The organism is Methylobacterium nigriterrae (assembly GCF_037106235.1).
Taxonomy (GTDB): Bacteria; Pseudomonadota; Alphaproteobacteria; order Rhizobiales; family Beijerinckiaceae; genus Methylobacterium; species Methylobacterium nigriterrae.
Map to the genome: position 1 here is coordinate 1 of NZ_JBAWTG010000132.1, position 12850 is coordinate 12850.

Here is a 12850-nt window from a genome sequence, read left to right on the forward strand (position 1 = left end):
GGCTCCGGGCTGATCGTGCTGAGGGGCCGGTACCTCACGATCCCGGATCTCGCCGCGCTCCAGGCCGTGTCGCTGTTCAACGTGAACTACCTGCACCTCTACCGCGAGGGGCGTCACCTCGACGCCAATGGGGCCGATGACCAACTCGGGTAGAACGCCACGGCGGCGCCAAAGCCGGCGGGACCTGGGTGAGCACAGGTCGAGGAGGTTCGATGACGCTCTACCATTTCCATCTGCGGACGGCAGCCGGTCTGGAGCGCGATGAGACCGGCATGATTCGCCCGGACCTGGAGACGGCCTATCTCGACGTCTGCAAGACCATCCCGCAGCTGATGGCCGAGCTGGTGCGGGACGGGCATGACCCGGCCGCCTGCGCCTTCGAGATCCGGGATGGGGCCGACCAGCTCCTGATGGAGGTACCCTTCCTGGAGCGGGTGACCCGGAGGCCGAGAACGCAGCGGCCGACGGCACCCGCGCTCTCGCCGGAGACGCAGGCGCTGTTCAACCGGCTCGATCTGCTCACGCTGGCCATCAGCCGCGAGGCGACGCGGCTGCACGAGAACATGGAGTGCGCCTGCAGGCAGGCGGCGCGCATGCGGGTGACCCAGTCGGCCCTGCTCTGGTCCTTTCAGGCGTGGTCGGAGCGCCGGGAGGCAGGCGTGCGATGACCCCGGAACTGGCCGATCTCGACCGCGAGCTTGATCACCTCATCTGGCTGGAGCGCGAGTACGAGCACCTCGTTCAGGCCACCCGGCATCTCGCTGATTGGAAGAGGCGTGTGGCCGACCAGGAGATCGCCATCGAGGAGATGAACGCGAAAGGCTGGGATACGTCTCTGGCCGAGGTCCTGCTGCAGACGATGCGGCGCACGCTCGTGGAGGGCCGCAGGCATCAGCAGCTCATCCTGGAGGTTCTGGCCTCCCGCCGCTCCCAAGGCGATGACCGGCCGGGCCCTGACACCTCGTCGGCAAAGATCGGCCTCCAATCGCGCGAGGCCTGACCCAGCTCCTCGAACCCTCAAGGATGCAACGCTTCTCGACCCGGCTTCGCGGGCCCCGTTTTCTCGTAGGATCGGTCGCCGCGGTCGTTGCCGTTCAATTGTACGGGCCCGGCCCGGATGGAGCGGACCGCCCCTTCTTCGCGTGGTTCGGCATGCTCAGGAAACAGGTCATTGCCGGACCATTGTTCTCCGCATGGAGGGGCGGCGCGCCGTGTTCGAAGGGCCTCGATCCGGCCCCTCCTACAAGCACAATCCTTATGGTGCTGACCCGGTGTCGAACGCGCCCGAATACGAAAAAGCCGCCCGGCGGCGGCTCTTCGTAACGCATTTGTCTGGTTGGGAAAATTGGAGCGGGCGAAGGGATTCGAACCCTCGACCCCAACCTTGGCAAGGTTGGGGTATCCGGATTTCCCATGTTTTCCTGAGCTTTCGTGTCTTTTCTAAACCGTTGATTTAGCTTGTAATCTGGCTTCGCTTGAGTTTGCCTGAGCCTTCGTAGATAGGCGCCGATTTTCTCCTATCTGGTTCCGCGGTGGTTCCGCGGTACTGAGCGGAGAGGGGCCGGGAGTGTCACATGCCGAAGATCACAAAGCGGCTCGTCGATAGCCTAACTCCTAACGCAGTAGTGGAGGCCTACGCCTGGGACAGCGAGCTGAAGGGTTTTGGTGTGCGCATCATGCCGACCGGCGTGGCGACTTATATCGTGAAGTATCGCACAGCCGAAGGGCGCCAGCGCAAGCTCGCAATCGCCCGTGTGGGTTCTGTGACGCCCGACGAGGCTCGCAAGGTTGCTCGTGAGAGGCTTGGCGAGGTAGTGCGCGGCGCCGATCCGTCTGCCGAACGCCATAAAATCCGCCAAGCCCTGACGCTGGCCGAGCTGTGTGATCTCTACCTCGTTGATGCTGTCGGCCGCGTGAAGCCTTCGACGCTGGCGATGGACCGGAGCCGCATCGAACGGCACGTGAAGCCGCTCCTCGGCACGCGCAGGGTCCCTGCCCTCTCCTCCGACGATGTCGAAGCCATGCAGCGGGATATCGAGGCTGGGAAGACAGCCGCGGCCCGTACCGGCGTCGGTGGCGTCACCACTGGTGGCAAAGGCGTAGCCTCGCGTACGGTCGGTATGCTCGGTACCATCCTCGAGTTCGCCAAGCGTAAGAAGATCATCACGGTGAACCCTGCCCGCGGCGTCCGGCGCTCGCCGGACGGCAAGCAGCGGCGGTTCCTCTCGGCGGTCGAGATCGGTGGGCTTGGTCGCGCCATGCGGGAGGCTGAGAATGACGGCGAGACGGCCACCGGGATCGCGGCTGTCCGCTTCCTGCTGATGACGGGCTGCAGGCGCATGGAAGCCCTTGCCCTGCCTCGCGCTTGGCTGGACGAGGAGCATAGCTGCATCCGGTTTGAGGATACAAAGAGCGGTGCGCAGCTCCGCCCGATCGGCAAGGCGGCGTTTGGTGCCCTGCCCTGCCCCAACGGCTCGCCCTGGGTGTTTCCGGCTGAGCGTGGCAACGGGCACTTCGTCGGCCTACCGAAGGTGCTGGATCGGCTCCGCGCACGTGCCAAGCTGCAGGGCGTCACGGTGCATGTCCTGCGCCATTCGTTTGCGGCGACGGCTGCAGGCATGGGATACTCAGAGCTGACCATCGCCGGCCTGCTCGGCCACAGCGTTCCCGGTGTGACGGCCCGCTACGCGCACGTGCCTGATGCAGCCACTGACGGCTGCCGCGAACGCAGCGGCCGAGCGGATCTGCGCTATCCTTCAAGATCTGTGAATGCTTGGACCGCTAAGTTCGGCAAAAGTTATCCTAAAACGGTATGCTCCGGGTTCCTGGCGCCAAGCGGTATAGTGTGAGCGGCACGGTTTCGAGCCGATCCTCACGTCGGCACCGGAGGAGCCAAGCCGGACCGTGAGGGCCACAGCCGGGTCACCAGCGCGGATCCCGACGCGGTCGTATAGCATCGTCCCGACCGCTGCACCTGCTGCGGCGGCCATCCGCACGGCGGTCTTCCAGCCCGGGTCGTCAGCGTGTTAGAGCGGATCGAGCTGTCGGCGATTGCGCCGGTGGTAACCCGTCCTCGTCGCAGCTGCTGATCGGGTTTCCGAGCAGCTTGAAGTGGGCTTCAACCAAGCAGCCCGTGAGGACGAATTCGGTGGTCGGCCTAACTTCACCATTGCCTTCCGACCGACGCCAGTGAACTCGGCTACAATGAGTTAATCAGTCGATGGCAAGCGTTGGGCTTGTTGAGACTCAATGTGAGTTGTCAATAAAAGCAGGCCTTCCACCTTCCTGACCAAGCGCGTAAAAAATCATTCTCCGCCAGCGCCTTAGCGCGCGATTTCCGATAGGTTCCAATAGAATTCCTTATTGACATTTTGAGGGTCCCGTATTGACAAATTTGTCAACAGAACATCCTCCAGGACTCGGGGCGAATTTCGGTATTATTATAGACATTGACACAGTTTTCTAGATATATATCTTGTCCGCTACAAGGCGCAGCCGTTGCGCTCTGGCTAACGGCGCCGCAGCACTTGCAAAGGCGCTGGAGGACTAACTATGGCCAGTAGGGAAGCGCTGAATAAGGGGTCGGCCCGTGGAGAGCCCTATCTCCGATGCGCATCCGATAAGCCGCGGCTTCGTCGATGGGAGGCGGCGCAGTACCTTGCGCGCGAGCATGGAATCGAGATCGCGCCTTCGACTCTAGCTAAGTATGCGAGCGTGGGTGGCGGCCCTCGGTTTCAAAGAGCCGGCAGGATACCGCTCTACCCCTTGGACGAGCTAAATATCTGGGCAAAAGAAAAACTTGGGTTGTTGATCGGCAGCACTTCGGCGCGCTGATTCTCGCAAGAAGTTGAAGTTTGCCAAGATTCAGAGGCCGCCTGTTTCCGCCCAGTGCGGATGACAGGACATCCTCCTTGTCTACTCACTCGCAGAGCTTTTGAGCTCGTATAGCGAGTGCTGGCAAGGCGTGCGTGGCACTGCACCTGCGCTTTGTTGCTATCCGACCTCACTGCAGCCGAAAGCGGCCTAGCGAGAGGGCTCGCGGGTGATGAATCCTGACGCCTTTGCCACGCATATAGAGGCAGTCGCACGCATTCTGCTCGGCGAGCCTAACCGCCGCCTCTCGACGGCCAAGGAATTGCGCTACGGTACTCACGGCTCGCTCGCTATCGATTGCGGTCGGGGTATCTGGTTCGATCATGAGGCGCAGAAGGGTGGTGGCGTTCTCGACCTGATCCGCGATCGAACTGGACTAGCAAACGGTGAAGCGATTGAGTGGATGCGGGAGCAACGACTCCTTCCTGCAAAGTCCGTCATCTCTCTCAATGAGCAACGGCCTGCTTTTAAAGGGATCACCGCTACCTATGACTACTGCGATGAGAGCGGGAAGCTGCTCTTTCAGGTTGTGCGCTTCACCCCGAAGGCGTTCAGCCAACGCCGCCCAGATCCAAGTGCACCTGGTCGTTGGGTCTGGGATCGGCACGGCGTACCACCAGTCCCCTACCGTCTGCCCGAGCTAAGCGCAGCAACCACCGACGAAGTCTTCATAACTGAGGGTGAAAAGGACGCTGACAGCGTTGCGAAGCTTGGATTTGTAGCGACTACCAACCCGGGCGGCGCCGGGAACTGGACTGCGGACCTGAACTCTTGGTTCCGGGAGCGCATCGTCAACATCCTTATGGATAACGACGAGGCTGGCGTCAGTCACGGCCGAACTGTTGCGGAGAACCTGAAATGGATCGCACGTGAGGTTCGGTTGGTCCAGCTTCCGGGCCTCGGGCCGAAGGAGGATGTGTCCAACTGGCTCGAGAAGGGCGGGGATGCGCAGCAGCTGACTGCTCTCTGCGCTGTTTCACCGCGCTACGGTCACGAGCCGATTGGGTTCACGGCCGCGCAGCTCAAGCCGATGTACTTCCCTCCAATCAAATATGTGGTGCCCAACTATATCGTCGAAGGTCTCACACTTTTCGCCGGCAAACCCAAACGCGGCAAATCTTGGGCCTGCATGGACATCGCTATCGCTGTCGCTACTGGCGGAACTGCGCTCGGAGGCGTCGCCTGCGAACGAGGCGACGTCTGCTATGCCGCTCTCGAAGATAATCCACGGCGATTGAAGCGGCGTCTGCATACGCTGATTGGGACGGCGGAGGACTGGCCCGCGGGCCTGACGTTCATCTGCTCAATGCCACGTCTCAGGGATGGCGGGATTGCGCTGGTTCGCAGGTGGATAGAAGCAGCGGAGCAGCCGCGCCTTGTAATCGTCGATACGCTAGCGAAGGTCCGTGACCCGAAGGGCGAGCAGCAGAGCAACTACGAGGCCGACTACGCAGCCATGTCGGAGTTGAACGACCTCGCCGAAAAAGTCGGTCTGGCAATCGTCGTCGTGTCTCATACCCGAAAGATGGACGCAGACGACCCTATCGATACCGTTTTGGGGACAACGGGTTTGACCGGTGCCGTCGACAGCGTCCTGGTACTCGCAAGCACGAGCCAGGGAACGACGTTATATGGTCGCGGTCGTGATCTAGAGGAGTTCGAGAAGGCGGCCCACTTTGACCCCGTGACGTGTCGCTGGACCATCGCCGGCGACGTTAGCGAGGTCCGACGTACCGACGAGCGTCGGGCAATCCTCGAGGCGCTGCGGAATGCCGCTGAGCCGTTGTCGCCTGCCGCCATCTCGGCGGCCACCGGAATGCGCGGCCTCAACGTCCGGCAACTTCTCCTCAAGATGGTGAAGGCTGGCGAGGTGATTAAGTGCGGGCACGGTCGCTACTGGTGTCCAGCTAAGGGCAATTGTGGTCACGTCTAGAATGTCGGTAACAACGATAACAAGATAACAAGCGCAGCAAAAGGCCGCGTCTGTCAAGGGGCGCTTTTGGGGGCGAATGCCTTGTTATCTTGTTATCGTTGTTACTAGCTCTCTGCTAACTGCCTCCACGTTTTGAGACGCCACCGAATGTACAATTGGCGCCGCTGCATGCACGTGCGAACTCACTTTTACTAATGCCGATGGAGGTGGCTCATGAAAGGCAAGAGGCCGCTTATCGACCGCATAAAACAGGCAAGCACCCTCGGCGCTAAGACGTTAAGCGAAAGATTTGCAGACAACCTCGAAAATCCTTATTCTGGCCTAGGGGGTAGCAGAACAATAAGCGATGCCGACTGGAAAAAGTTAACCGAGCTCTCCGGGTTAAAAGAAGCCGACCGATTCGATCTCGAGGGAGACATCATATTATACCGAAACAATTGCGCTGCCAGATTGTCCGAGCCTGCTTTGACCCCCGCTGATACCAGAGAGCAGCTTGAGAAGCTCGCGAGAGATGCTCAGGACCTTCATCTTGCGATTGAACGCACGCTCGACAATGACGGTGCAGCCTGGGCACTTACTGCTCCTACAGCCCTGGCTTGGGGCGCCGCCGATATCTGGTCCTTGTCGGAGAAGCTGAAGTGCTTTGCTGAACTCGCGAGTACGGCCGCAGGAAGATGCAAGCCCGCACGTACGGGTCCGGGTGACGTGAACTTGCATGGCCTGATCGAGTCGGCTGCGCTGCGGTGGGCCGAGAGCGCCGGCCTCCCTCTCTCCATTTCGAAAAAGCGTCTCGGACCCGAGAAAAAATGGAATGCTCTCGAGTTCATAATTGCAACTGTCCGAGTCGCTGATCCTGAGGCGTGGCGGCCAGACCAGAGGTTTCCGAACAGGAGTATGGACGACCGCATACAAGATATTGTCAAAACGATGGCGCGCCGCATGCGAGCTCGGGAGAGTTAGAGCGCCCGCTTCGCTCTAACTCTCCCGAGCTTCCGCTTCCGAACTGAGGGTATCTGGGCAAAAAGAGGGCTCCTAGAAACAAGGAGCTCTCAAATGAACCGAAAAGACTTTCTTGAGACCGGATTTATTAGGCTGGCATCCATTCTAGCGCCGACCGGTCCTATTCCAGTATCACGCTCGACGTGGTGGTCTGGCGTTAAATCCGGCAGGTTTCCAAAGCCCGTGAAGCTTGGGCCGAGGACAACCGTTTGGCGCGTTGAAGATATTCGCGCACTCATCGAGTGGGGAGTGCAGTAGAATGCCCGACTTGCGCAATGTCGTGTCTCAAGCGGCTGCTCGCCTCAACATGCGGCTTGGCCGAGATAGCGTGTGGAGAGGTCATTGCCCTTGCTGCAGCTACTCCAAACAGACCCTGGCGCTCTTCGTTCGGGGAGCCGGCATTGCTGTCTCCTGTGCCGCCTGCGGAAATTCGCGAGGTATCGCTGCAGTTGCCGGAATCCCCTTGGAACTCGTCGTCTCGTTAGAGCGCGACCCAGCCAAGATCGGGCGGGCGATCCAGATTTGGCGGTGGGCGGCTCCCGCGGCCGGTACGCCGGTCGAGCAGTACCTTCGTGGCCGGGGCATCACCGAGCAGATCCCACCCTCGATCCGGTACCGTAGCGGCCAGCGAAACTGGTCAGACGGTCGGTCCTACCCGGCCATGGTTTCGCTCGTGGAGCGGGTGCCCGAGGAGAATGGCGCATGTGGCGAGCACCTGCATCCGTCCGGCGTGCACATCACGTTCCTCAGCAGCCCTGATGCAAACGGGGGGGTGAGGAAGGCTGCTGCCGAGGCAAACAAGCTTGCACTCGGACAACTTCGTCAAGGTGGTGTGTGGCTGAGTTCAATCTACGAGGTCAGGCAGGAGCTTGTGATCGCAGAGGGCATTGAAACGGCGCTTTCAGCCCAGCAACTCACTGGCCTGCCAACGGTGTCGGCTCTTAGTGCAGCCGGCATGAAATCCTTTCGGTGGCCATCCACAGTCCGAAGGATTTGGATCGCTGCCGACAGCGACGCCACCGGACTGCAGGCCGCAATGCATCTACGCGCTCGCGCATTGCGAGCGGGAGTTCAAGCTCGGATCAGAATTCCGGCTGATGGATATAATGACTTCAACGATCTCATCAAAGGACACTAAAGTGGACAGCAATACGCACTTTTCTTCTGTTGTGGCCGGCTCGCAAGATGCCGAAACCGGTTGGTCGAACGAATCAAGACAAGACGAGACGAAAACATCGGAGCAGCCTTGGGTTGAGCCTCCAGAGTCCATTAGCACCGATGCGGGAGCAGACCTAGACGATGGCGGAGACTCATACACGGCTGGCGTCGCGAACGTTGAAGAGTGCCCTTCGCCGGAAGCGCCGGATAATGACCCGTTCCTGGGTTCGGCAGAACGGCCAGATGTATCTGCACACCCGGACGACTGCGAGGTGGAGTCCGACCCCATCGGGGACAACATCGCCCAGTCTCAGTGGAAATACTATGGCGAAGGCTTTCGGGTTTCAACCAGGGGCGTCTTCGTCCGGCGGATCAACAAGGAAGATGTCGTAACATGGGAGCAGATTTCTACCACCCCGATTCACATCGAGGCACTTACCCGAGACCGCAGGGGTGAGAACTGGGGCACCCATCTTACGATTACGAACCGTGACGGCAAGTCAAGGCAGCTTGCTATCTCGCACGCTCTCATTGCGGCGGAGAAGACAAATGACATCGCATCTACTCTCGCGGCACTCGGTGTCGGCGTTGTTTTCGGAAAATCGGCACGACAAGCCATCGTCGAGTTCTTAACCACTGAGGTGAGTCATCGGATTACATCCGTCGCACAAATCGGGTGGCACGAGAGCGATAGCAGATGGGTTTTCGTTCTTGCAGACCGCACTCTGGTGCCCGCCGGCTTCGAAGGGGCACGACCGGTGCTGCAGACCGCGGCCATCCAAAATCAGACCGGCCTCTGTGTGTCAGGAACCGTAACGGAATGGGCAGACCAAATCGCTCGGCCTCTTGCGCAGAACTCAAATATCCACTTGTGCGTCGGAACGGCATTCGCCGGACCTTTGCTGTACTGGGCCAATGAACCACCCGGATTTTTTCACCTATGCGGAGCGTCAAAAATCGCCAAGAGCCTTGCGGCTGCGATCGGGCAGTCCGTATGGGGCCGTCCGAAAGTTCCGGGCGAAGCCGATGCCTTCGGTGTCAGCTGGACTGCGACGAGCGTCGGTCTCGAGCGGTACGCAGTCCTGCGCTCTGACGTCGGTGCGTCGTTCGATGAGATCGGTGAGGGTCAGGCGAAGGTAATCCGCTCCGCCATCTATGTTCTCGCGAATGGCAGCACCAAGCTTCGTGGAACGCAGGATGTCAATCTGAGGCCGACGGAAAGCTTTCGCATTCTTGGCATCTCGACCGGCGAGCCGACGATGGAGGCTTTCCTCGCCGCAGGTGGCGAGAGCGTGCCAGCCGGCCTATCGGTCCGTCTGGTCGACGTGCCGGCTGAAGTTCAGCCGGGCAGTGCATTTGAGACGTGCGCGATCGGCGAAATTGAGGAGATTGGCCGGCTGTACTACCCGCTCACAACGCAACTCCATGGAGCCGTCGGCCAATACTGGTTGCAGTGCCTTGTCGAACTTGGGCCCGAGGAGATTCAGCGGCAGCTCCGCGAGCATCGTGATGCATGGTTGAGCCTTCCCGCCGTAGCTGCCGTGCGCATGGCAGGAACGGCGCAGGTCAGGTCTGTCCTGAACCGGTTTGCTCTGGTTGCTGCGGCGCTGCGGATGGCGATCGATGCCGGCATGTTGCCCTGGTCGATGGGCGACACCGACCTTGGTATCGCGGCGTGCATGGTGCGTTGGGCGAAGGCTCGGAAGGGAAGACTCGACCTTGCGGGAGAGATTGTCAGTGCCGTCGAGCAGATTCGTGAGATCCTGGTCGCGAATTTACATGGACGGTTCATTCATCTCAGGATCGATGAGGTCGGCCATCGGCTCGAATACGCTAGTCAGCTCGATGAGAACAAGCGTGATACTCTCGGCTATGTGAAGGGTGACCGCATTCTGATCGAGGCGACAGCGTGGCGTTCCGAGTTGTGCCGCGGCTTCGATCCTGAGAAGACGGCCCGGCATCTGCGGGATGAAGGGCTGCTCCTCACTGATAAAGGCAAGCTTCAGCGGCAGGAGAAGGTGCTTCGGGGCGGCGAGTCCGGGAACGGCCGGTTTTATGTCCTCGATATGCGCATCCTTGAGGATGCCGCCGGCACAGGCCCGCGCGATAATTAAGCGGTAGCTTGGCCTTTGTTACACACCTCACCGGTCCCGCCCTTCAGCAGGGCGGGACCCGGGTACCGGTGGTACTGCAGAGCGGAACTGGTCTGATCAGGGTGGTACCGGCCGTGGGACTGGAGGAACTTGGCGTCGCCAGGGTCCGTTCCGGTCTCCCTCAGTACCCTGCGCAGTAACGTCTCGGGATAAGACTTTTCCTCTGCAGTACCACCAGTACCACCAGTACCCCTCCATCTGTGTCGTCATGCAACCTGCAACAAGAATTGCGCATGATGCGCATCTGGGGAGCTCCAGACAGTGGGAATAATTACGTGGAATTCTGTTCGCGAGCAGCTGCATTCTATCGGCGTCATTGTGCCGGATGCCGGAGCATCTCTGCCCACCCTTCAGGCAGGGCTCACGGCGACTGTGATCTCGCAAGGGGCACCTGCTCGCGACCTGCCCTCCCCTGCTCTGCCCTTCGTCGCCGGCGAGACGGCAAGCAGCACCCCTCCGGCGCTTGTTGCCGAGATCCTCGCAGCAGCGAAAGCCGCTGGTGCCACGTTCTACGAACGTGTGACGGACGGCGAGCTGATCGCGCACGGTTTGGAAGCTCTCTGCCCCGATCTCAGGGCAGTGCTGGAGGCCCAGCGGGGCAGCATCCGCTCCGTCCTTCTGCCTGCCGGGAGCACAGCCTCAATTGCGTTACTGGAGCGACTCGGGGTCGAATTGATCTTCGTCAACGACGAGCAGCTGGCTGCCCGAGAGGTCAGACGCCTCTGCGCCGGCGCTGACACTCTCGGCATCGATGTCGAGACGACGCCTCGTCCCGAGTTCCTGCCGGTGCTGCGGCCGATCACCATCACGAAGGATGGCCACCCCGCCAAGACACAACCCGTCCTGGACACCTCGGCAGCTCTCGACCCGTTCCGGGCTGAGGTCCGGCTGCTCCAGGTCGCGGCAGAGATTGACGGTCGGATGGCGGCGCTCGTCATCGATCTGCGCCGGGTGCCGCTCGGCAGCGGGGCTCTTGTGCCCATCTGGAAATGCACGCTCGTCGGCCACAACCTGAGCTTCGACTCCAAGATGCTGCTGGCGAACGGCGTCGCGCTCGACGACGCCAACCTTCTCGACACGATCTTGATGTCGGGCCTCGTTCTGCGTGGCATCGCAGATAGGCGCAGAGAGGGTACCCGTCGGCCTTCACTCAAGGCGGCAGTCCATGAGGCGCTTGAGATCGAGCTGCCGAAGGGCGCGCAGGTCTCGCCCTGGTGGCGCGATCGCCTGACCGACGAGCAGGTGGCGTATGCCGCCCTTGACACCGTGTTCGCTCTGAAGCTCGCATCGGCGCTTCAGCCGCGCATCGATGCTCTGCCTAGGGGCCGAGAGGCTCTGTCCCGGTTATGCGGGGCCGTTGTTCCGGTCGCGCTCATGGAGCTGGCTGGCATCACGCTGGATCGGGATGGGCTAGCGAGGCAGGCCGGCGGCTGGGACGAGGAGCTGATTGGCCTCAAGGCGGAGATCGCTGAGATCGGAATCGCAAACCCGTCCAGTGGCCCCCAGGTGGCGGCATGGCTGAAGAGTGGGTTGGAGTGCCTCGATGCGGAGACAGGCTCTAATTGGCTTGCCACATGGCCCCGGACGGAATCCGGCGCCCTGTCGACGAAGGCTAAGCACCTTAAAAGGCTGAACAGCATCCTTCCCGGGGCCGAGCTGCTGGTCCGGTACTCAGCGTTGGCGCAACTGGGGTCGAACTTCGGTGACAAGCTCCTCGCCCGGATCAGCCCGCACACGGGCCGCCTTCATGGCAACTTCCTGATCGCGGCAGCGAAGAGCGGGCGGTTCTCCAGCTCCAAGCCGAACCTGCAGAACATCCCGAAGTCCGAGGCTATGCGGTCACTGTTCGTGGCAGCTCCAGGCAAGGTGCTCGTGGTCGCCGACTACTCTCAGCTGGAACTGCGGGTGATGGCGGCCATAGCGGGCGACCGGGTGATGACCGAGGCCTACCGGAATGGGCTGGACCTCCACGCAGTGACGGCGGCCGGCATGCTCGGCATCGGCCCAGAGGAGTTCGATCCAGCCAACCCAGCCCACAAAGCGGCTCGCCAAAAGGCGAAGGCGGTGAATTTCGGCGTGATCTACGGCTCCGGCCCGGGCGGCCTGCGGGAGTTCGCTCGAGACGCCTACGGCGTTCTCATGAGCTTGGACGAGGCCCAACACGTGATCGATCGCTTCCTGGCCACCTACCCCGGCGTGGCTCGATGGCAGCGGGAGCAGGCTGACCGGAGCCGCATGAACCGGACAGCCGCGACCATCGGAGGACGGGTTTACCGCTTTGCATGGGAGCCGAATGGTGAGTACGCCCGAAACCTCGCCCTGAACCTGCCGGTCCAAGGCACCGCCGCCGAGATCGCACTGGAAGCCACTATCCGCATCGGCCGGCGCCTGCGCTCTGAGCTAGGCGGTAGGGACGACCTCGTGCTGCAGGTGCACGACGAGTTCGTCGTCGAGGCCGACGATGAGGCAGAGGTGGTCACTTCGGTGAAGCGGGTGCTGGAACAGGAGATGAGCGCGGCCTTCGCGGCCCTGCTACCCGATGCCCCGCTCACCGGGTTGGTAGACGCCCACGCGGGGCCGAACTGGGCTGAAGCCAAGGGGTGAGCCGATCGAGTACGACGGGATCTGCCGGGGATGAGAGCGGGTGCCCGGATTCTGGGCCGCCGTGACAACCACGGTGTGCACGCACAGCCAGGACTACCGGTGCGGTCAGCAGGCGGCGCTAGCGCTCGCC

9 protein-coding genes and 1 pseudogene are annotated in these 12850 nt (G+C 61.4%); all 10 read left to right on the forward strand.

The features are described from left to right. Positions 1 to 212 precede the first annotated feature (212 nt). The 10 genes and pseudogenes from WDW90_RS30625 to WDW90_RS30670 all read left to right on the forward strand — a co-directional run bounded on the left by WDW90_RS30625 (position 213) and on the right by WDW90_RS30670 (position 12720). On the forward strand, positions 213 to 668 hold the full coding sequence (locus tag WDW90_RS30625; RefSeq protein WP_336491293.1) for a DUF6894 family protein: 456 nt from the start codon (positions 213 to 215) through the stop codon (positions 666 to 668). Then, the gene (locus tag WDW90_RS30630) at positions 665 to 1000 is read left to right on the forward strand and encodes a hypothetical protein (RefSeq protein ID WP_336491294.1); all 336 of its coding nucleotides are present in this window, start codon (positions 665 to 667) and stop codon (positions 998 to 1000) included. Before WDW90_RS30625 ends, WDW90_RS30630 begins: the two co-directional genes overlap by 4 nt. 574 nt (positions 1001 to 1574) lie before the next feature. Further along, on the forward strand, positions 1575 to 2849 hold the full coding sequence (locus WDW90_RS30635) for a tyrosine-type recombinase/integrase (protein ID WP_336491295.1): 1275 nt from the start codon (positions 1575 to 1577) through the stop codon (positions 2847 to 2849). 36 nt (positions 2850 to 2885) lie between these two features. Continuing rightward, positions 2886 to 3080, forward strand: a pseudogene (locus WDW90_RS30640) (IS66 family transposase); the annotation flags it as partial. Positions 3081 to 4045: 965 nt separating this feature from the next. After that, the gene (locus WDW90_RS30645; protein WP_336491301.1) at positions 4046 to 5806 is read left to right on the forward strand and encodes an AAA family ATPase; all 1761 of its coding nucleotides are present in this window, start codon (positions 4046 to 4048) and stop codon (positions 5804 to 5806) included. Between the two features lie 213 nt (positions 5807 to 6019). Further along, complete coding sequence (locus WDW90_RS30650; protein WP_336491296.1) at positions 6020 to 6766, forward strand: hypothetical protein; 747 nt, start codon at positions 6020 to 6022, stop codon at positions 6764 to 6766. Between the two features lie 93 nt (positions 6767 to 6859). Further along, positions 6860 to 7063: a helix-turn-helix transcriptional regulator gene (locus WDW90_RS30655; protein WP_336491297.1), complete on the forward strand. Its 204-nt coding sequence runs from the start codon at positions 6860 to 6862 to the stop codon at positions 7061 to 7063. Between the two features lie 205 nt (positions 7064 to 7268). Next, positions 7269 to 7943: a DUF7146 domain-containing protein gene (locus WDW90_RS30660; protein WP_336491298.1), complete on the forward strand. Its 675-nt coding sequence runs from the start codon at positions 7269 to 7271 to the stop codon at positions 7941 to 7943. Between the two features lies 1 nt (position 7944). Then, positions 7945 to 10077 carry a DUF927 domain-containing protein gene (locus WDW90_RS30665; RefSeq protein ID WP_336491299.1) on the forward strand — a complete coding sequence of 711 codons (2133 nt, stop codon included), beginning with the start codon at positions 7945 to 7947 and terminating at the stop codon, positions 10075 to 10077. 411 nt (positions 10078 to 10488) lie between these two features. Continuing rightward, on the forward strand, positions 10489 to 12720 hold the full coding sequence (locus WDW90_RS30670; protein ID WP_336491300.1) for a DNA polymerase: 2232 nt from the start codon (positions 10489 to 10491) through the stop codon (positions 12718 to 12720). Positions 12721 to 12850 lie beyond the last annotated feature (130 nt).

Bases quoted from the DNA above. Each gene is read 5' to 3' on its own strand.
- WDW90_RS30625 (WP_336491293.1), top strand. From the start codon at position 213: ATGACGCTCTACCATTTCCATCTGCGGACGGCAGCCGGTCTGGAGCGC.
- WDW90_RS30630 (WP_336491294.1), top strand. From the start codon at position 665: ATGACCCCGGAACTGGCCGATCTCGACCGCGAGCTTGATCACCTCATC.
- WDW90_RS30635 (WP_336491295.1), top strand. From the start codon at position 1,575: ATGCCGAAGATCACAAAGCGGCTCGTCGATAGCCTAACTCCTAACGCA.
- WDW90_RS30645 (WP_336491301.1), top strand. From the start codon at position 4,046: ATGAATCCTGACGCCTTTGCCACGCATATAGAGGCAGTCGCACGCATT.
- WDW90_RS30650 (WP_336491296.1), top strand. From the start codon at position 6,020: ATGAAAGGCAAGAGGCCGCTTATCGACCGCATAAAACAGGCAAGCACC.
- WDW90_RS30655 (WP_336491297.1), top strand. From the start codon at position 6,860: ATGAACCGAAAAGACTTTCTTGAGACCGGATTTATTAGGCTGGCATCC.